Raw genomic sequence first — 17,853 nt, forward strand, 5'->3', positions numbered from 1 at the left:
AGTCCAAATGGCGTCTTCACCATTCGATCGCCGGGCGATCCCGGCAGGGGCCGCAATCGGGGTCTGGCATGCAGAGGACGGTTGGCCGTTGCGGCGGTTCGACTGGCCAGCCCCGGGGGCGCCACGCGGATCGATCCTGTTCCAGGGCGGCCGCGGCGATGTCGTCGAGAAGTATCTGGAAACGCTGGCGCACTGGCAGGCGCAGGGCTGGAACATCGCCTGGTTCGACTGGCGCGGGCAGAGCGGATCGGGCCGCATCGACGGCGCGACGAGCGGCCATATCCGGGATTTCGCCGACTATATCGCCGACTATCGCAGCTTCGCGCGCGAATGGCAGGCATCGACGCCCGGCCCGCACGTCGTGATGGGGCATTCGATGGGCGGGCATCTGGTGCTGCGCGCACTGGTCGAGCGGGCGATCAGGCCCGACGCGGCGGTGCTGGTCGCGCCGATGCTGGGCCTCAAGTCGCCGCTCGGCCTCGCCGCGGTCGGCGAGCGGTTCGCGCGGCTGATGGGCAGTCTCGGCAATCCGGCCCGCGCCGCATGGAAGGCGAATGAGCGGCCCTATACGATCGAGTCGCGGCAATCGCTGCTGACCCATGACCGCGACCGCTATCAGGACGAATTGTGGTGGCAGCAGGCGAACCCCGCCAACGTCACCGGTCCGCCCAGCTGGACATGGCTGATCGAGGCGTTCCGATCGACCCGCGAGCTGCGCGACAGCCCGGCGCTGGCCGCGATGAACGTGCCGCTGCTCGCGCTGGTCGCGGAGGCGGACGGGCTCGTCGATGCGAAGGCAGGGCTTGCCATGCTCGCCAAACTCCCCGATGCGCGCGTCGTGCGCTTCGGCAACGAAAGCGCGCACGAGATTCTGCGGGAGATCGATTCCGTGCGCGATCGCGCCATCAGTGAAATCGACGGCTTTCTGGAGGCGTACGCGCCGAGGAAATGAGCCGGTACGACATCGTGATCATCGGCGCCGGGATCGCCGGCGCCAGCCTTGCCGCGCGGGTCTCCCCCCATGCGCGCGTGCTGATGATCGAGGCGGAGACGCAGCCGGGCTATCACGCCACCGGCCGCTCGGCCGCCTTCTGGTCCGAAACCTATGGCGGGCCGGACATCCAGCCGCTGTCGATCGCATCGCACCCGTTCCTGATCGATCCGCCAGCGGAGATGGGCGGCGAGAGCTTCCTGACGCCGCGCGGGCAGCTGTTCATCGCCGCGCGCGCCGACCGGCAGGTGCTGGACGGATTCGCGGAGACGTTCGCGGCGGCGGGAGTGACGCTGACCGAAACCGACCCGGCGACGCGCTGTCCCGGCCTGCGCCCCGAATGGAGCGAGGGCCTGTGGGACCCGACCTGTTCCGACATCGACGTCGCGCGGTTGCACGCGGCCTGGCTCGCTCTGGCGCGGCGTGGCGGCGCGGAGCTGGTCTGTTCCGCCAACGTGACCCGGGCGAAGCGCGAAGGGCATTGGCGGGTCGAAACACGCGCGGGCATGTTCGAGGGCGATGTGCTGGTCAACGCGGCGGGGGCCTGGGCCGATCCGGTGGCGCAACTGGCTGGGGCTTCGGCGATCGGGGTGACGCCGCTGCGCCGGACGATGGTCCAGCTGCGCGTCGATCCCCCGGCGACGGCAGCGCTGCCGCTGGTGACCGACGCGCGCGACCGGTTCTACTTCAAGCCCGAGGCGGGGCGGCTGTGGCTCTCTCCCCACGACGAGATTCCGAGCATCCCGTGCGATGCGGCGCCCGATGAGCTCGACGTCGCGATCGCGATCGACAAGCTGCAGAGCGCCGTCGACTGGCGGATCGAGGCAGTCGAGCGCAAATGGGCGGGGCTGCGCAGCTTCGCCCCCGATCGCAAGCCGGTCTATGGCTTCGACCCGCTGGTGCCGGGGCTGTTCTGGTGCGCCGGGCAGGGCGGTTTCGGCATCCAGACCTCACCCGCGGCTTCGGCGCTGGCGGCGTCGATGCTGCTCGGTACCGCGCCGGATCCGTCCATCGCGCAGATCGATCCCGCAACCTATTCGATCCGGCGATTCCGCGACTAGACGCGCCGCGCGGAATGGCTATCGTTCGTGGGCCGCAACGATGGAGGCCCGGATGGCGCACAAGTTCGTGATCGAGCAGAACAAGGCCGGCGAGTATGTCGCCAAGTTCAAATACAACAGCGAAATCATCTTCTGGACCGAAGGCTATACCAGCAAGGCATCGGCCAAGAACGCGATCGAATCGATCCTGAAGAACGGCCCGGGTGCGCCGGTCGAGGAAGGCTGAGCGCTTTCATTCCGCATGCTCGCGCGACGGCGTGCGGTTCAGACCTGTCTGCATAGAGACCGCTCCGGGGACCGAGGCTTCCGGAGCGGTCCTTGCTTGCGGCTTCTTCAGTCGCGCTGCGAATCGAGCGGTTCGCGATCGGTCGCGACCTGCTGCGCCTTGGCGTAGCTTTCGATCAGCAGCTGATAGGGCGGGAAGATCTTCGTATAGACCTGCGCCCAGTCGGCGGCGTCGTCGCGATGCCAGGTACGCTGGAGTTCCGACGCCACGGCGACGGTATCCATCGGCACCACGCCTGCCTGGACGACGCGCGCCAGCGTGATCTCCTGCGCCATCTTCGAGTAGGTGCCCGAGGCATCGACGACCGCGAACACCCGGTAGCCGTCCTGTACCGCGCTGATCGCCGGGAAAGCCATGCAGACGCTGGTGATGGTGCCGGCGACGATCAGCGTCTTGCGGCCGGTCGCCTTCACTGCGGCGACGAAATCGGGATTGTCCCAGGCGTTGATCTCGCCCTTGCGCGCGACATAGCGGGCATGCGGGGCGTTCTCGTGAATCTCGGGGATCAGCGGGCCGTTCGGACCCTGCGGCACCGATGCGGTGGTGATCACGGGCATGTTGGCGAGCGTCGCCATTTTCGCGAGCGCGGCGGCATGATTGCGCAGCACTGGCATCGGCATGTCGGCGACGGTCTGGAACAGGCCGCTCTGATGATCGATCAGCAGCATGATGGCGTCATCGGGATCGATCACCGGGCGACCGCCGTCGAAATTTGCGGGGGCGGGCATGAGGCTTCTCCATTTGCTTCGGATGCGCGCCAGGGTTCGGCAGGGACTGCCGTTGCGGCGGGGCGCGCTGCCGCCGTCAATGGGCCAATAGGAAAGGGGGACCCGGCTCCCTTGGGGAAAGAGAGGAGCCGGGTCCGCGTCAGGCCGCGGCGGTCGCGAACCTGCCGCTGTTGAAGTCGTCGATCGCCTGACGGATCTCGGCTTCGGTGTTCATCACGAAGGGGCCGTAGCCCGCGATCGGCTCGTCGATCGGCTCGCCGGTGAGGACGAGGACCATCGCGTCGCCGTCCGCATGGATCCGGACGCCGTCGCCGTCACGGCTGAGCAGCATCATTTCCGCCTCGCGCGCGGTTTCGCTGCCGTTGACGGTGACATGGCCGCCGAGCACCACGAGCATCGCGGTATGTCTCTCGGGCAGGTCGAGCGTCAGGTCGGCATCGCGGTTCAGGCGGACGTCCCAGACATTGATCGGGGTGAAGGTCCGCGCGGGGCCCTTCGCGCCGAGCAGCTCGCCCGCGATCACCCGGCCGAGGCCGGCGCCGCCGGGCAGCTCGACGGTGGGGATGTCCGCCGCGGTGATGCCCTGATAGCCGCCCGGAGCCATCTTGTCCTTGGCGGGCAGGTTCACCCAGAGCTGGACCATCCGGAACGGGCCGCCGGTCTTGCCGAACGCGGAGGAGTGATACTCCTCGTGCAGGATCCCGCCCGCGGCGGTCATCCACTGGACGTCGCCGGGGCCAATGATGCCGCCGTTTCCGGCCGAATCCTTGTGCTCGACCTCGCCGTCATAGACGATCGTGACCGTTTCGAACCCGCGATGCGGATGCTGGCCGACGCCGCGCCGATCGGTGGTCGGCGCGAAATTATAGGGCCCCGCATAGTCGAGCAGCAGGAACGGGCTCACCTGCCCGCCCAGGCTGTTGTACGAAAAGAGCGAACGAACCGGAAAGCCGTCGCCGACCCAGTGCTGGTTGGGGTTGCTGTAGGTGCCGAGGATCGTCTTCATCTTCTGTCTCCCATGCCTTCCATAGGGAACGGCAACTGTTGGCGAACACAATAGCCATGCACCAATCCGCGCAGAAGATTGTGAAAATGGACTCAGCGTCCTATCAATAGGACGATGCAGGATCTCAACGACCTCTATCTCTTCGTCCAGGCGGTCGATCATGGCGGTTTCGCCGCGGCGGCGCGGGCGCTGGGGATGCAGAAGTCGAAGCTCAGCCGGCGCATCGGGCTGCTCGAGGAGCGGCTGGGCGTCAGGCTGATCCAGCGATCGACCCGCCGCTTCTCCGTCACCGAGATCGGCCGCGAATATCATCGCCATTGCGTCGCCATGCTGATCGAGGCGGAAGCCGCGCAGATGGCGATCGACCAGTCCCGCGCGACGCCCCGCGGCATCATCCGGTTGAGCTGCCCGACTGGCCTGATCGCCTTCCAGTTCGGGGACTTGTTCGGGCGCTTCATGGCGCTCCACCCCGACGTCGAGCTGCACGTCGAAAGCACCAACCGCCGCGTCGATGTGATCGGCGAGGGGTTCGATCTCGCGATCCGCGTCCGCCCGCCGCCGCTCACCGAGAGCGAACTGGTCATGCGCCGCTTCGACGAGCGCACGATCCGGATCGTCGCCAGCCCGGACTTGCTGCGGACCCGCAGCATCGCCGTGCCGGCCGATCTCGGCGGGTTGCCGAGCCTCGATTTCGGCCCGGCGGGCGGACAGCATCGCTGGCGCCTGACGCATGCCGATGGCAGCGTCGCCGAAGTCGGTCACCAGCCGCGGCTCGTAACCGACGATATGGCGGCACTGCGTGCTGCCGCGATTGCGGGTGCCGGCGCAGTCCGGCTTCCGACGCTGGTCGTCTGGGACGATCTGCAGAGCGGGCGACTGGCGACGGTGCTGCCCGACTGGCGACCGGCAAACGAGATCGTCCATGCCGTATTCCCGTCACGGCGTGGGCTGCTGCCGTCGGTGCGGGCGCTGCTCGATTTCCTGGCCGACGAATGCGGGGAGCAGCGGAGGCGGATTCCGGAAACGGGTGCCGACTGCTAGGCCCGCAGCGCCGCGTCGCTTGCCAGCCCGTCGGCGCGTTCATTGTCGGGGTGGCCGGCATGGCCCTTGACCCAGATCCACTCGATCCGGTGCGGCTTGGCGGCGTCGAGCAGCTGCTGCCAAAGATCGGCGTTCTTGACCGGTTTCTTGTCCGCAGTCTTCCAGCCGTTGCGCTGCCAGCCTTTGATCCACTTGGTCAGGCCGTCCATGACGTAGCGGCTGTCGGTCGAGAGCTTGACCCGGCACGGCTTCTTGAGCGCGTTCAGCCCCTGGATCGCGGCCATCAGCTCCATGCGGTTGTTGGTGGTGTGCGGCTCGCCGCCCGAAAGCTCCTTCTCGGTCGTGCCCATGCGCAGCACCACGCCCCAGCCGCCGCGGCCGGGATTGCCCTTGCACGCGCCATCGGTGGCGATCTCGACCAGCGGCATCTCGGCGATCATGCGACGTGCTTCACCAGATCGGGGGCGTAGTGCTTGAGCCGGCGGACATAGGCGAGCGGGTCCTTGCGCATCACCAGCGCATCGGCCGGGGTATTGAGCCAGTCCCACGCGCGCGACAGCGAGAAGCGGATACAGGCGCCCGCCGCCAGTGTCGGGAATGCGGCGCGCTCGACTTCGGTGAGCGGGAAGCTGGCCTCGTAGCCCGCGATCAGCGCGTCGCCGACGGCCGGGTCGTAGTTGCGGCCATGCGCGTCGAAGCTCCACGCGCTGTGCATGACCGCGAGGTCGTAGACGCGGATGTCGGTGCAGGCGAAATAGAAGTCGATCAGACCCGTCACCTGATCGCCGCGCATCAGGACATTGTCCGGAAAGAGATCGGCATGGATCGCGCAGCGATCGAAATCGTTTCGGGTCCAGGCGGGCACGACGCGCGCGATCGCGAAGCCCAAGTCGTCGTAGAGGCCGGGGACGATCTGGTCGAGGCTGTGGCCGCATTTCTCGAACAGCGGCTGCCAGGTGTCGACCCCCATGGAATTGGGCCGGTCGAGCGGGAAATCGGCGACGGCGCGGTGCATCTGCGCCATCGCCTCGCCGGCGGCACGCGCCTGGGCCGGGGTGGGGTGCGAGAGCGAGATGCCCGACAGGAACTTGATGAGGCAGGCGGGTCGGCCGTTGAGCTCCTGAATCTCGACGCCGCCCCGATCCTTGATCGCGGGCGGGACGGGCAGGCCCTTGGCGGCGAGATGATCGAGCAGGCCCATGAAATAGGGCAGGTCGGCGGCCTCGACGCGCTTTTCGTAGAGCGTCAGGATGAAGCGGTCGCGCGTCGTTTCGACGAGATAGTTGCTGTTCTCGACCCCTTCGGCGATGCCCTTGGCCGAGACCAGCTCGCCGACATCATAGCGGGCGAGGAAGCCGGCGAGCGCTTCCGCCGAGACCTGCGTATAGACTGCCATGGTTCAGGCCGCTTCGAGATCGCGGGGCAGCTTGAAGACGATGGTTTCCTGCGCCGTTTCGACCTCGCGCTTGGTCACCTCGAAACGGGTGGCGAGCTTGTCGATCACTTCGCGGACGAGCAGCTCGGGGGCCGAGGCGCCCGCGGTGATGCCGAGCGTGCCGATGCCGCGCAGCCAGTCGAAATCGAGATCGTCGGCGCGCTGGATCAGCTTGGCGTCGGTCCCCTCGCGCTCCGCCACCTCGACCAGCCGCAACGAGTTGGATGAGTTGGGCGCGCCGATCACCAGCACCAGATCGCACGACTGCGCGATCGCGCGGACCGCGGCCTGGCGGTTCGAGGTAGCGTAGCAGATATCGTCGGCCTTTGGCGCGACGATATTGGGGAAACGCCGCTGGAGAATTGACAGGATCGAGGCGGTATCGTCGACCGAGAGCGTGGTCTGGGTGAGGAAGGCGAGGTTCTCGGGATCCTCGACCGTCAGCGCCTCGGCATCCGCCTCGGTCTCGATCAGCGTCATGCAGCCATCGGGCACCTGGCCGAAGGTGCCGATCACCTCGGGGTGGCGGGCATGGCCGATGAACAGGATGTGGCGATTGGCCGCGACCAGCCGTTCGGCCTGGCGATGGACCTTCGAAACCAGGGGGCAGGTGGCGTCGAGATAGGAAAGGCCGCGATCCTGCGCTTCGGCCGGGACCGACTTGGGAACGCCATGGGCGGAGAAGACGACGGGGACGCCGTCGGGCACTTCGTTCAGCTCATCCACGAACACCGCGCCCTTGGCCTTGAGCGAATCCACGACGAACTTGTTGTGGACGATCTCGTGCCGGACATAGACGGGAGCGCCATGTTTCTCGATCGCGCGTTCGACGATCTGGATGGCACGATCGACGCCGGCGCAGAACCCGCGCGGGGCAGCGATCAGCAGTTCAAGGACGGGCTTTTCGCCGGAGTTGATTGCATCGCTCATGTTGAGGGGGCTCTACGCGATTGCTTGCGCGGGCGAAAGGCGGTTCCTATGACGGGCCGCGCCGGTTTCCAAAGCGAAGGCGGCATATCAAGGTTTCAGGAAAGGTGTCCCCTTGCGTATCCGCAAACTTGCTCTTGTCGCGACGACGATGTTGGCGCTCGCAGGATGTGCCAAGACCGGCGATATCGCCGAGGGTGGCATCACCCAGGTCCGTTCGGCCTGTCCGCGCGTGGGCGTGGCGGCGCATACCGGGGACGTCACCCTGTTCAACTCGCCGACCAGCCGCGACGCCAATGCGATCGACGTGACGGCGGTGATGACCAACGTCACCTCGGTTTGCGACGATGCGGCGGAGAACATCCAGACCACGATCAGCTTCGAGGTGTTGGGAAGCCGCCGGTTCGGCAGCGAGGCGCGTCAGGTGACGCTGCCCTATTATGTCGCGGTGGTGCAGGGCGGCAGCTCGGTCGTGTCGAAGCGGCTGGGGCAGGTGACGTTGAACTTCGCCGAGGGCCAGAGCCGTGCGTCGGCGACGGCGACCGGCTATGCCATCGTCTCGCGCTCGGCAGCGACGCTGCCCGAGGATATCCGCAAGCAGATCCTGGCCAAGCGCAAGGCCGGCGACGAGACTGCCGCGGTCGATCCGCTCGCACGCCCCGAGGTGCGCCAGGCAGTGCTGCGCGCGACGTTCGAGGCGCTGGTCGGCTTCCAGCTGACCGACGAGCAGCTCAAGTACAACGCGACGCGCTGAGGGGCGTCACCCCAGCGAAAGCTGGGGTCCTCGACCTCCAGGCGCGAGCTTGTGGCAGCAGACCCCAGCTTTCGCTGGGGGTGACGATCGTTAGTGATTGACTCCGTCGTTGCGCCCGATCAGACGGGGGCCGTCGTCAGCGGGCAGCCGTTGAAGGCACGCGCGGGAGAGCAGGGGTGGTCAAACACCTCCGCCGAAGGAGCAACCGCCCCGGAATCTCTCAGGCACCCAGGACCGCGCGGGGCCACGACACTCTGGAAAGCGCGCGGGCGAAGGTCCGGGCCACCGAAGGGGTAAGCCTGTCCGTTGCCAGAAGGTGGCGGAGGCAGGCGAAAGCTCTCAGGTTCCGTGACAGAGGGGGCGACGGTGAATGGCCGCATCTTGCGGCGATTCCGTCGATTCCTTTGGAGATGGACATGAGCGACGCCACGCAAGAACCCGAGATCGTCGAAGAACTGGCGCTGCTTCCGCTCGACGCCTGGCACCGCGCCAAGGGCGGCCGGATGGTGCCGTTCGCGGGCTATGAGATGCCGGTCCAGTATGAAGGCATCATGGCCGAGCATCTGTGGGTGCGCGAGAGCGCCGGCCTGTTCGATGTCTCCCACATGGGCCAGCTGTTCCTGTCGGGCGACGGCCTCGACGCCGCGCTCGAGGCGCTGATCCCGGCGGATGTCGCGGGCGTGAAGGTCAATGGGCAGAAATACTCGCTGCTGCTCGCGCAGAATGGTGGGATCCTGGACGACCTGATGTTCACGCGCTGGGACGCCGACAATGGCGCCCATCCGGGCGCGGCCGGCCTGTACATGGTCGTCAACGGCGCGTGCAAATGGGACGATATCGCGCATCTGCGCGAGCATCTGCCCGACGAGATCGAGATCAACCACATGGACGAGCACGCGCTGCTCGCGCTGCAGGGGCCGAAGGCGGTCGATGCGCTGAGCCGTCTGGTGCCGGGCGTCGAGGGCCTGATCTTCATGCGCGGCGGCCGGTTCGACTGGAACGGCACCAGCCTGTGGATCAGCCGTTCGGGCTATACCGGCGAGGACGGGTTCGAGATCTCTGTCGAGGCGGACAAGGCCGCGGCGCTGGCGGGCGCGCTGACCGCGCAGCCCGAGGTCAAGCCGATCGGCCTTGGCGCGCGCGATTCGCTGCGGCTCGAAGCCGACCTGCCGCTCTACGGCCATGACCTCGACACCGAGACGACGCCGATCATGGCGGCGCTCAATTTCGCGGTCGCGAGCAAGCGCCGGCGCGAGGAAGCGAACTTCCCCGGCGCCGAGCGCATCCTGCTCGAGCGCGAGCAGGGCGCGATCCAGCGCCGGGTGGGCCTGATCGTCGAGGGGCGCCAGCCGGTGCGCGAGGGCGCGCTGGTGCTGGACGACGAAGGCAATGAGGTCGGCCGCGTCACCAGCGGCGGCTTTGCCCCGACCGTGCAGAAGCCCATTGCGATGGCCTATGTCCCGACCGCGATGGCCGAGGTCGGCACTCGCGTGACGCTGAGCCAGCGCGGCAAGATTCACCATGGCGAAGTGGTTCCCATGCCCTTCGTCCCGCACAATTACGTCCGTGAGGGAGGACCCAAATGAGCCGTTATTTCACCGAAGATCATGAGTGGATCGAGCTCGACGGCGAGATCGCGACCGTCGGCATCACCGATTACGCCCAGAGCCAGCTCGGCGACATCGTGTTCGTCGAGGTGCCCGATGAGGGCAAGCAGGTGAGCAAGGGCGACGACGCCGCGGTGGTCGAGAGCGTCAAGGCGGCGAGCGACGTCTATGCCCCGGTTTCGGGCACGATCGTCGAGGGCAACCCCGCTCTGGCGGACGAGCCGGCGCTGGTGAACGAGGACCCGGAGGGTGAGGGCTGGTTCTTCAAGATGACCCTGTCCGACACCAGCGAGCTCGACGGCCTGATGGACGAGGGCAAGTATCAGGACTTCGTCAGCAAGCTCTAGCGGTGGCGCGAAAGGCATCCTTTGCTGTGGCGTTGTTGTGTCTCGGCGCATGTGGGGCGGAAGCCCCGCGGCCTGACGCGGCGACAACAGTGGCGGATGCCGACGCGAATATCGGCTCGTGGAACGGGCGGACGGTCAGCGTTCGTGGTTGGCTGGCCGACCCCTGCGGCGACCTCAGCTGTTCCATCTTTCCTGTGCCAGTGAAACGGGGGCAGGAATGGCCGGATGGGCCGCGCCTCTCGATCGCCGCAGAGACCCTGGTCGAGGCGAGCCTGACCGAGAATCAAGGCAAGGAAGTCGTCCTTAAAGGTGTTCTCAGCTCGCACTGTCGATCCAGAAACATCCGCTGCACCGACCGGGCGCCCGATATCACGCCAATTTCCATCACCACTCTGCGTCCTGCCCCCAAAGGATAATTGATGCGCTATCTTCCCCTGACTCCCAACGACCGGCAGGCGATGCTCGCCGCGGTCGGCGCGGCGGCGATCGACGACCTGTTCGTCGATGTGCCCGAGAGCGCCCGTCTGAGCGGCCCGATCGCGGGGCTGCCGCCGCATGCCAGCGAACTGGCGGTCGAGCGGCACATGGCCGCGCTGGCGCGCAAGAACCTGTCGGCGGGGGAAGCGCCGTTCTTCCTCGGTTGCGGCGCGTATCGCCACCATGTGCCGGCGAGCGTCGACCACATCATCCAGCGCGGCGAGTTCCTGACCGCCTACACGCCCTACCAGCCCGAGATCGCGCAGGGCACGCTGCAGGTGATGTTCGAGTTCCAGACTCAGGTCGCGCGCCTGCTGGGCACCGACGTCGCCAACGCGTCGATGTATGACGGCTCGACCGCGTGCTGGGAGGCGATCGGCATGGCGCGGCGCATCACCAAGCGCGGCAAGGCGATCCTGTCGGGCGGCCTGCACCCGCACTACGTCTCGGTCGCCAACACGATGGCGAAATACACCGGCGACACGCTGGTGACCGCCATCCCCGAGCTGACCGCCGAGCCGGACACCGACGCGCTGATCGGCATGATCGACGACGAGACGTCGTGCGTCGTCGTCCAGTATCCCGATATTCTCGGCCGCATTTCCGACCTCTCCGATCTCGCCGCCGCGTGCCAGGCGAAGAAGGCGCTGCTGGTCGCGGTCGTCACCGAGCCGGTGGCGCTGGGCGCGATTCGGTCGCCGGGCGAGATGGGCGCGGACATCGTCGTTGGCGAGGGCCAGTCGATCGGCGTCGGCCTGCAGTTCGGCGGGCCTTATGTCGGCCTGTTCGGCTGCAAGGAGAAATATGTCCGCCAGATGCCGGGCCGCCTCACCGGCGAGACGGTGGATGCCGAAGGCAAGCGCGGCTTCGTGCTGACGCTTTCGACCCGCGAGCAGCATATCCGCCGCGAAAAGGCGACGTCGAACATCTGCACCAGCTCGGTGCTGTGTGCGCTCGCCTGGTCGATCCACATGACCCTGCTGGGCGAGAAGGGGCTGCGGCAGCTCGCCGCGCTCAACCATGCCGGCGCGAGCGCCGCGGCGGACCGTCTGGCCAAGGTGCCGGGGGTCGAGCTGGTCACGCCGGTCTTCTTCAACGAGTTTACGCTGAAGCTCTCCAAGGAAGCGCGCCCGATCGTGCGCGAGCTGGCCGACAAGGGCATCCTCGCCGGCGTGTCGCTGGGCCGCCTCTATCCGGGCGAGGGGGCGTTGGAGAACGGCCTGGTCGTCGCGGTCACCGAAACCACCACCGCGGAGGACGTCGAGACGCTTGCCGCCGCGCTTGAGGAGGCGCTGGCATGAGCATCAACCAGTCCGGATGGCGTCCCGAGATGAACGCCGGCGCGCGCAGCGATGACGCGACCTTCACCGGCAACCGTGCGCTGATGCTCGACGAGGCGCTGATCTTCGAGATCGGCTCGCTCGACACCACCGGCGTCGACTTCGCCGAGGCGCCCAAGGCGGCGTCGCGGATCGGCGGCCTTGCGCGCAACAAGGATATCGGCCTGCCCGGTCTGTCCGAGCCGGAGGCGGTGCGCCATTACACGCGCCTGAGCCGTCAGAATTATGCGATCGACCTGGGCCTGTTCCCGCTTGGGTCTTGCACGATGAAGCACAATCCGCGCCTCAACGAGCGGATGGCGCGGCTTCCCGGCTTCGCCGACGTCCACCCGCTCCAGCCGGTCGATACCGTGCAGGGCGCGTTCGAGGTGATCCACCAGCTCGCGCACTGGCTGGTGACGCTGACCGGCATGCATTCGGTGGCGATGTCGCCCAAGGCGGGCGCGCATGGCGAGCTGTGCGGCGTGCTGGCGATCCGCGCGGCGCTCGACGCCAAGGGCGAGCAGGCACGCAAGGTGCTGCTGGTGCCGGAGAGCGCGCACGGCACCAACCCGGCGACCGCGGCGTTCGCCGGCTTCACCGTCGAGGATATCCCCGCGACCGAGGCCGGGCGCGTCGACCTCGAAGCGCTCAAGGCGCGGCTGGGGCCGGACGTGGCGGGGGTGATGATCACCAACCCGAACACCTGTGGCCTGTTCGAACCGGACATGAAGGCGATCAGCGACGCGGTGCATGAAGCGGGCGGGTACGTCTATTGCGACGGCGCCAACTTCAACGCGATCGTCGGCCGGGTGCGCCCGGGCGACCTTGGCATCGACGCGATGCACATCAACCTGCACAAGACCTTCTCGACCCCGCATGGCGGTGGCGGGCCGGGCTCGGGGCCGGTGGTGCTGTCGGCGGCGCTGGCGCCCTACGCGCCGCTGCCCTTCGTCGAGAAGCAGGGCGACCGTTTCGTGCTGATCGAGGAAGAGACGGCGGGCACGCACCATGCCGAGAGCTTCGGCCGGATGGTTTCGTTCCACGGCCAGATGGGCATGTTCACGCGCGCGCTGACATACATCCTGTCGCACGGCGCGGATGGCTTGCGTCAGGTTGCCGAGGATTCGGTGCTCAACGCCAACTATGTGCTGCGCGCGCTGGAAGACGTGCTCGACGCGCCCTTCGCCAAGAGCGGGCCGTGCATGCATGAGGCGATCTTCAGCGACAAGGGCCTGCCCGAGGGCTTCTCGACGCTCGACATCGCCAAGGGGCTGATCGACGAGGGCTTCCACCCGATGACGGTCTATTTCCCGCTGGTGGTGCACGGCGCGATGCTGGTCGAGCCGACCGAGACCGAGAGCAAGGCGGCGCTGGACCAGTTCATCGGCGCGTTCCGTTCGGTCGCCGAACGGGCCAAGGCGGGTGACGCCGCGCTCAAGTCGGCGCCGCACTTCGCGCCGCGCCGTCGCCTCGACGAAACCCAGGCCGCGCGCAAGCCGGTGCTGGTGTGGAAGGAGCCGGCGCAGGCCGAAGCCGCGGAGTAACCGCGGGATGACAAGCCCCCTGTTTCGCCTAGTCTGGGGCGAAACAGGGGGATGTCGCATGATTCGCCGGGTTCTGACCTTCGCCGCGCTGCTGTTTGCCGCGCCGTCCCATGCACAATCCGCTGACGACACCGCGAAGCTCGCCGAGTTCAAGGCGTTCGCGACCGCGTTCCGCAAGGAGCGCGCGGTGCTCAGCCTGTCCTATGCCATCGTCAAGGATGGCAGGATCGTCGCGGCCGAGGGGGTCGGCTGGCAGGATCACGATGCCGAGGAGCGCGCGACCGGCGATACGAGCTACCTCGTTGCGTCGATGACCAAGACCTTCACCGGCGCGACGCTGTTGCAGATGGACGCGGACAAGGTGATCCGCCTCGACGACGAATTCACCACCCTCTCCGACTGGAAGGAGCGGTGCGACCGGCTGACCAAGAGCGGTAATATGTTCGGTGGCGGGGTGAAGCTGGAAGACGGCTATGTCCCGCCCAAGCTCGACTGCGCCGCGAAGATCAGCGTTCGGCAGGTGCTGCAGATGCGCGTGCTGGGCACGCCGGGCAGCAACTTCATGTACAATCCGGTGGTGTTCGGGCGACTGGCCAACTGGGTCGAGGAGAAGACCGGCAAGCCGCTGGAACATTGGGTGCGGCTTTATGTGATCGACAAGGCGGGCCTCAAGGATATCGCCGCGGGCTGGCGCGATCCCAAGGGCGGGGCTGCGTTGCTCAACCTCGCGCCGCCGTTCACCAGCGGCAAGAATGGGTGGGACAGTCTGGCGCCGACGCCGTTGCCCAATCCCGAGATGAACGCGTCGAGCGGGATCATCGCGAGCGCGCGCAGCCTGGCCGAATATTCGCTGGCGCTCGATCAGGGGCGGATCCTGCCTCCGGCGTTGCGCGCGAAGATGTGGACGCCGCCGACCGATCCCGATGGCAAACCCGCCGGATATGCCTATGGCTGGTGGACGCAGAACTGGCGCGGGCAGCAGCTGGTATGGCATGGCGGGTGGTGGCCCGACGCCTATGCCGGGTTCCTGCTCAAGGTGCCGCGCAAGGGGCTGACTTTGGTGGCGCTGGGCAACACCGACGGGCTGCACTGGGGCAATCGCACCCAGGTGGCGGAGATCGAGAAGAGTTCGCTGGCGCTCAAATTCCTCGACCTGTTTGCGGCGAACTGAGCATGGCCGATCCGACGCCATGGATCGCCGCCGAGGATAAAGGCGCGGCACGCAAGCATGCCCCGGCGACACTGCGTAACCGCGAGGCGATCGCGGCGGTGCTGGCACAGGTGTTGCCGGAAGCGGGCCTGGTCCTGGAAGTGGCGAGCGGGAGCGGGGAGCATTGCGCCTATTTCGCCGGGCGTTTCCCCGCGCTGCGCTGGCAACCGAGCGATCCCGAGCCGTCGGCACTGACTTCGATCGCGTCGTGGTGTGCCGGACTGGCGAACGTCGCTGAGCCGCTCGCGATCGATGCGGCGGCTGCGGACTGGCCCGTCGAGCGCGCCGATGCGCTGCTGTGCATCAACATGGTGCATATCAGCCCGTGGGAAGCGACGCTGGGGCTGGTCGAAGGCGCGGCGCGGGTGTTGCCGGATGGCGCGCCGCTGATCCTCTACGGCCCCTATCGCCGGGCGGAGGTGGAGACGGCGCCATCGAACGCGGCGTTCGATGCCTCGCTCAAGGCGCGCGATCCGCGCTGGGGACTGCGCGATGTCGCGGATGTGACTGCGGCCGCCGCGGAGCGCGGGCTGGCGTTCGAGCGGCTGGCAGAGATGCCGGCGAACAACATCATGCTGGTCTATCGCCGTTAGGCCTTCTCGTCGGTCGCGACCGGGGTGGCGCGAAGGCCGCGCTGGCGTTCGCGCCAGACGATGTAGAGGCCGCTGGCGATGATGATCGGCGCACCGACCCAGGTCCAGGAGCCGGGGAGCACGCCGAACAGCAGATAGCCGTAGAGCGTCGCCCAGATCAGGCTGGAATAATCCATCGGCACCACCGCCGAGACCGGGGCGAAGCGCAGCGAGGCGGTGAGCGCGAGCTGGGCAGCGCCGCCGACGAAGCCGATCAGGATCAGCAACGCGAAGGTCTGCCAGTCGTGCGGCGCGGCGACGAAGGCGTAGCCGATCAAGAGCGGCGGGACGGAGAGGGTCGAGAACCAGAAGACGGTGGTGGCCGGGCTTTCGGTGCGGCCCATCTGCCGCAGCTGGATCGCGACGATGGCGACGAACAGCGCGGCAGTGAGGCCGACGAGCGCGCCGCCGAGCGGGATGTGCCCGCTGCCCGGCTGGGTGACGATCAGCACGCCGACGAACCCCGCGAGCACGGCGCCCCAGCGGTGCCAGCCGGTCCGCTCCTTGAGCACCAGCGCGCCGAGGATCGTGGCGAAGATCGGCACGGTGAAGCCGAAGGTGGTGGCTTCGGCGAGCGGGAGCAGCAGCACCGAGCCGAAATTGAACACCATGCCGGTGAGGCCCACCGCCGAGCGGCTGACATGAAGCCCGAAATGCCGCGTCTTCAGCGAGGCGAGGCCCGGCCCCATCATCACCCAGGCGAGGACGAAGGGGATCGCGAAGAACTGGCGGAACAACATGATCTCGACCAGATGCGCGCCGTGCGTCTCGACCAGTTTGATCAGCGCGCCCATCGTCGAGAGCATCAGGATCGCAAGCAGGCGCAGGCCGAGGCCGAGCATGATGCGATCCGATGACATGTGCTTCCGCCTAGGAGCGCGCCGGGCAGGGGGCAAGCGGCGAAGCGGGGTGACGCGCGGTTCGCGACACGCTATCCGCCGCCCATGATCAAGCACGCACTGAACGTCACCCGCGAAGCGGACTTCGCCGCCTGGTATCAGGCTGTCATCTCGGAAGCCGATCTGGCCGAGGAGTCGGGGGTGCGCGGCTGCATGATCATGCGGCCATGGGGCTACGGCATCTGGGAGCGGATACAGCGCCTGCTCGACGACCGCATCAAGGGCGTCGGCTATGACAATGCCTATTTCCCGCTGTTCATCCCGCTGTCCTATTTCGAGAAGGAAGCCGAGCATGTTGACGGCTTCGCCAAGGAGATGGCGGTGGTCACGCACCACCGGCTGGTCGGCGACGGCAAGGGCGGCCTGACCCCCGATCCCGAGGCGAAGCTGGAGGAACCGCTGGTCGTGCGCCCGACGTCGGAGACGGTGATCGGCACGGCGTTCTCGCGCTGGGTACAGTCGTGGCGCGACCTGCCCGTGCAAGTGAACCAATGGGCCAACGTGGTGCGTTGGGAGATGCGCACGCGCATGTTCCTGCGCACCGCCGAATTCCTGTGGCAGGAGGCGCACGCCGCCTATGCCAGCGCCGAACAGGCGCGCGAGCAGACGATGGTGGGCCTCGAAGTCTATCGCAGCTTTGCCGAGGACGTCGCGGCGATGCCGGTGATCGCGGGGGAGAAGCCGGAGAATGAGCGCTTCCCCGGCGCGGTCGCGACCTTCTCGATCGAGGCGATGATGCAGGACGGCAAGGCGCTGCAGGCCGGCACCAGCCATTTCCTGGGCACCAATTTCGCCTCGGCGCAGAATATCCGCTTCCAGAATGCGAATGGCGAGTTCGAACTGGCCAACACGATCAGCTGGGGCATGTCGACGCGCATGATCGGCGGCATCATCATGGTACATGGCGACGATGACGGCCTGCGCGTTCCGCCGCGGCTCGCGCCGTGGCAGGTGGTGATCGTGCCGATGCTGCGTGACAGCGACGAGGATGCCGCGCTGCTCGACTATTGCGAGGGGCTTAAGGCCGAGCTGGTGAAGCAGAGCGCGTTCGGCGAGCCGGTGCGCGTGCTGCTCGACACCCGCGCGGCCAAGGCGGCGAACAAGCGCTGGGGCTGGGTCAAGAAGGGCGCGCCGGTGGTGATCGAGGTCGGCGGCCGCGACATGGCGGGCGGCAACGTCTCGATGATCCGCCGCGACCGGCTGTACCGCGAGGACGGCAAGCTCGACAGCGCGATCCTGGCCAAGGGCGATTTCGTCGCGCAGGCGGCGGGGCTGCTGGAGGAGATCCAGACCGCGCTGCACAGCCAGGCGCGCACCAAGCTGGACGCCAACATCGTCCGCGGGGTCGACAGCTTCGACGCGCTCAAGGCGCATTTCGAAGGCTCGGGCAAATATCCCGGCTGGGTCGAGGTGCAATGGGCGAAGCCGACCGGCGAAGAGCTGGACAAGGCGGTCGAGCGGATCAAGGCGCTGAAGCTCACCTTCCGCAACGTGCCGCTGGACGCGGCGCCGGCGGACGGGACCTGCATGTTCACCGGCCGCCCGGCGGTCGAGCGGATCCTGGTCGCGCGCGCCTATTGAGAGCT

At 67.4% G+C, this 17,853-nt stretch carries 19 protein-coding genes and 1 riboswitch; of the genes, 13 read left to right on the plus strand and 6 right to left on the minus strand.

Going from position 1 to position 17,853, the window contains the following annotated elements; genetic code table 11:
• Positions 1-7: 7 nt before the first annotated feature.
• From BDW16_RS16045 to BDW16_RS16055, 3 genes are read left to right on the plus strand one after another with little or no spacing between them, the layout of a single operon-like run.
• On the plus strand, positions 8-952 hold the full coding sequence (locus tag BDW16_RS16045; protein WP_066573711.1) for an alpha/beta fold hydrolase: 945 nt from the start codon (positions 8-10) through the stop codon (positions 950-952).
• Complete coding sequence (locus BDW16_RS16050) at positions 949-2,052, plus strand: NAD(P)/FAD-dependent oxidoreductase (RefSeq protein WP_066573714.1); 1,104 nt, start codon at positions 949-951, stop codon at positions 2,050-2,052. The genes BDW16_RS16045 and BDW16_RS16050 overlap by 4 nt, the downstream gene beginning before the upstream one ends.
• Before the next feature lie 52 nt (positions 2,053-2,104).
• On the plus strand, positions 2,105-2,278 hold the full coding sequence (locus tag BDW16_RS16055; protein WP_075153369.1) for a YegP family protein: 174 nt from the start codon (positions 2,105-2,107) through the stop codon (positions 2,276-2,278).
• A gap of 107 nt (positions 2,279-2,385) precedes the next feature.
• Here BDW16_RS16055 and BDW16_RS16060 read toward each other — a convergent pair whose 3' ends face one another.
• Positions 2,386-3,066, minus strand: a complete 681-nt coding sequence (locus BDW16_RS16060; protein WP_066573722.1) for a hydrolase — start codon at positions 3,064-3,066, stop codon at positions 2,386-2,388.
• A 139-nt stretch (positions 3,067-3,205) separates the two neighbouring features.
• Positions 3,206-4,072: a pirin family protein gene (locus BDW16_RS16065; protein WP_066573725.1), complete on the minus strand. Its 867-nt coding sequence runs from the start codon at positions 4,070-4,072 to the stop codon at positions 3,206-3,208.
• A 114-nt stretch (positions 4,073-4,186) separates the two neighbouring features.
• Between BDW16_RS16065 and BDW16_RS16070 the strand changes: the two genes are divergently transcribed.
• Entirely contained in the window at positions 4,187-5,113 is a 927-nt protein-coding gene (locus BDW16_RS16070; protein ID WP_066573728.1) for a LysR substrate-binding domain-containing protein, read from the plus strand.
• On the opposite strand, the gene rnhA is transcribed toward BDW16_RS16070, so the two are convergent.
• Genes rnhA through ispH form a run of 3 tightly spaced genes read right to left on the minus strand, consistent with a single transcriptional unit; the run spans position 5,110 to position 7,478 of the window.
• Positions 5,110-5,553, minus strand: coding sequence for a ribonuclease HI (rnhA, locus tag BDW16_RS16075; RefSeq protein WP_066573730.1), 444 nt, complete (start codon positions 5,551-5,553; stop codon positions 5,110-5,112). The genes BDW16_RS16070 and rnhA overlap by 4 nt on opposite strands.
• Complete coding sequence (gene thrB / locus BDW16_RS16080) at positions 5,550-6,509, minus strand: homoserine kinase (protein WP_066573732.1); 960 nt, start codon at positions 6,507-6,509, stop codon at positions 5,550-5,552. Before thrB ends, rnhA begins: the two co-directional genes overlap by 4 nt.
• A 3-nt stretch (positions 6,510-6,512) precedes the next feature.
• A complete protein-coding gene (gene ispH, locus BDW16_RS16085) occupies positions 6,513-7,478 on the minus strand; it encodes a 4-hydroxy-3-methylbut-2-enyl diphosphate reductase (RefSeq protein ID WP_066573734.1) in 966 nt (321 codons plus the stop codon).
• A 148-nt stretch (positions 7,479-7,626) separates the two neighbouring features.
• Between ispH and BDW16_RS16090 the strand changes: the two genes are divergently transcribed.
• The 8 genes from BDW16_RS16090 to BDW16_RS16120 all read left to right on the plus strand — a co-directional run bounded on the left by BDW16_RS16090 (position 7,627) and on the right by BDW16_RS16120 (position 15,329).
• Entirely contained in the window at positions 7,627-8,229 is a 603-nt protein-coding gene (locus BDW16_RS16090; protein WP_164513751.1) for a hypothetical protein, read from the plus strand.
• Between the two features lie 153 nt (positions 8,230-8,382).
• Positions 8,383-8,476: riboswitch (glycine riboswitch) on the plus strand.
• Between the two features lie 169 nt (positions 8,477-8,645).
• Entirely contained in the window at positions 8,646-9,815 is a 1,170-nt protein-coding gene (gene gcvT / locus BDW16_RS16095) for a glycine cleavage system aminomethyltransferase GcvT (protein ID WP_083954168.1), read from the plus strand.
• The gene (gene gcvH / locus BDW16_RS16100) at positions 9,812-10,183 is read left to right on the plus strand and encodes a glycine cleavage system protein GcvH (RefSeq protein WP_066573742.1); all 372 of its coding nucleotides are present in this window, start codon (positions 9,812-9,814) and stop codon (positions 10,181-10,183) included. Before gcvT ends, gcvH begins: the two co-directional genes overlap by 4 nt.
• Before the next feature lie 89 nt (positions 10,184-10,272).
• On the plus strand, positions 10,273-10,599 hold the full coding sequence (locus BDW16_RS21140; protein ID WP_125958800.1) for a hypothetical protein: 327 nt from the start codon (positions 10,273-10,275) through the stop codon (positions 10,597-10,599).
• A 3-nt stretch (positions 10,600-10,602) separates the two neighbouring features.
• On the plus strand, positions 10,603-11,961 hold the full coding sequence (gene gcvPA / locus BDW16_RS16105; RefSeq protein WP_066573743.1) for an aminomethyl-transferring glycine dehydrogenase subunit GcvPA: 1,359 nt from the start codon (positions 10,603-10,605) through the stop codon (positions 11,959-11,961).
• Positions 11,958-13,526 (plus strand): aminomethyl-transferring glycine dehydrogenase subunit GcvPB, encoded by a 1,569-nt coding sequence (gene gcvPB / locus BDW16_RS16110; protein WP_066573745.1) that lies wholly within the window; start codon positions 11,958-11,960, stop codon positions 13,524-13,526. Before gcvPA ends, gcvPB begins: the two co-directional genes overlap by 4 nt.
• Before the next feature lie 58 nt (positions 13,527-13,584).
• Entirely contained in the window at positions 13,585-14,697 is a 1,113-nt protein-coding gene (locus BDW16_RS16115) for a serine hydrolase domain-containing protein (RefSeq protein ID WP_066573747.1), read from the plus strand.
• Between the two features lie 2 nt (positions 14,698-14,699).
• Complete coding sequence (locus BDW16_RS16120) at positions 14,700-15,329, plus strand: DUF938 domain-containing protein (RefSeq protein ID WP_066573750.1); 630 nt, start codon at positions 14,700-14,702, stop codon at positions 15,327-15,329.
• On the opposite strand, the gene BDW16_RS16125 is transcribed toward BDW16_RS16120, so the two are convergent.
• Positions 15,326-16,228, minus strand: a complete 903-nt coding sequence (locus BDW16_RS16125) for a DMT family transporter (RefSeq protein WP_066573751.1) — start codon at positions 16,226-16,228, stop codon at positions 15,326-15,328. The two genes, BDW16_RS16120 and BDW16_RS16125, sit on opposite strands and share 4 nt — an antisense overlap.
• Before the next feature lie 84 nt (positions 16,229-16,312).
• On the opposite strand from BDW16_RS16125, the gene BDW16_RS16130 reads away from it, so the two are divergent.
• Positions 16,313-17,848 (plus strand): aminoacyl--tRNA ligase-related protein, encoded by a 1,536-nt coding sequence (locus BDW16_RS16130; RefSeq protein WP_066573752.1) that lies wholly within the window; start codon positions 16,313-16,315, stop codon positions 17,846-17,848.
• Positions 17,849-17,853 lie beyond the last annotated feature (5 nt).

This window comes from Sphingomonas koreensis (assembly GCF_002797435.1).
In the GTDB taxonomy this organism is placed as follows: Bacteria; Pseudomonadota; Alphaproteobacteria; order Sphingomonadales; family Sphingomonadaceae; genus Sphingomonas; species Sphingomonas koreensis.

Excerpts from the sequence above, each read along its gene's own strand:
- BDW16_RS16050 (WP_066573714.1), top strand. The coding sequence starts at position 949 with ATGAGCCGGTACGACATCGTGATCATCGGCGCCGGGATCGCCGGCGCC.
- BDW16_RS16045 (WP_066573711.1), top strand. The coding sequence starts at position 8 with ATGGCGTCTTCACCATTCGATCGCCGGGCGATCCCGGCAGGGGCCGCA.
- gcvPA (WP_066573743.1), top strand. The coding sequence starts at position 10,603 with ATGCGCTATCTTCCCCTGACTCCCAACGACCGGCAGGCGATGCTCGCC.
- BDW16_RS16055 (WP_075153369.1), top strand. The coding sequence starts at position 2,105 with ATGGCGCACAAGTTCGTGATCGAGCAGAACAAGGCCGGCGAGTATGTC.
- BDW16_RS16125 (WP_066573751.1), bottom strand. The coding sequence starts at position 16,228 with ATGTCATCGGATCGCATCATGCTCGGCCTCGGCCTGCGCCTGCTTGCG.
- BDW16_RS16065 (WP_066573725.1), bottom strand. The coding sequence starts at position 4,072 with ATGAAGACGATCCTCGGCACCTACAGCAACCCCAACCAGCACTGGGTC.
- BDW16_RS16130 (WP_066573752.1), top strand. The coding sequence starts at position 16,313 with ATGATCAAGCACGCACTGAACGTCACCCGCGAAGCGGACTTCGCCGCC.
- ispH (WP_066573734.1), bottom strand. The coding sequence starts at position 7,478 with ATGAGCGATGCAATCAACTCCGGCGAAAAGCCCGTCCTTGAACTGCTG.
- thrB (WP_066573732.1), bottom strand. The coding sequence starts at position 6,509 with ATGGCAGTCTATACGCAGGTCTCGGCGGAAGCGCTCGCCGGCTTCCTC.
- BDW16_RS16090 (WP_164513751.1), top strand. The coding sequence starts at position 7,627 with ATGTTGGCGCTCGCAGGATGTGCCAAGACCGGCGATATCGCCGAGGGT.
- rnhA (WP_066573730.1), bottom strand. The coding sequence starts at position 5,553 with ATGATCGCCGAGATGCCGCTGGTCGAGATCGCCACCGATGGCGCGTGC.
- BDW16_RS16115 (WP_066573747.1), top strand. The coding sequence starts at position 13,585 with ATGATTCGCCGGGTTCTGACCTTCGCCGCGCTGCTGTTTGCCGCGCCG.
- BDW16_RS16060 (WP_066573722.1), bottom strand. The coding sequence starts at position 3,066 with ATGCCCGCCCCCGCAAATTTCGACGGCGGTCGCCCGGTGATCGATCCC.
- BDW16_RS16120 (WP_066573750.1), top strand. The coding sequence starts at position 14,700 with ATGGCCGATCCGACGCCATGGATCGCCGCCGAGGATAAAGGCGCGGCA.
- gcvPB (WP_066573745.1), top strand. The coding sequence starts at position 11,958 with ATGAGCATCAACCAGTCCGGATGGCGTCCCGAGATGAACGCCGGCGCG.
- BDW16_RS16070 (WP_066573728.1), top strand. The coding sequence starts at position 4,187 with ATGCAGGATCTCAACGACCTCTATCTCTTCGTCCAGGCGGTCGATCAT.
- gcvH (WP_066573742.1), top strand. The coding sequence starts at position 9,812 with ATGAGCCGTTATTTCACCGAAGATCATGAGTGGATCGAGCTCGACGGC.
- gcvT (WP_083954168.1), top strand. The coding sequence starts at position 8,646 with ATGAGCGACGCCACGCAAGAACCCGAGATCGTCGAAGAACTGGCGCTG.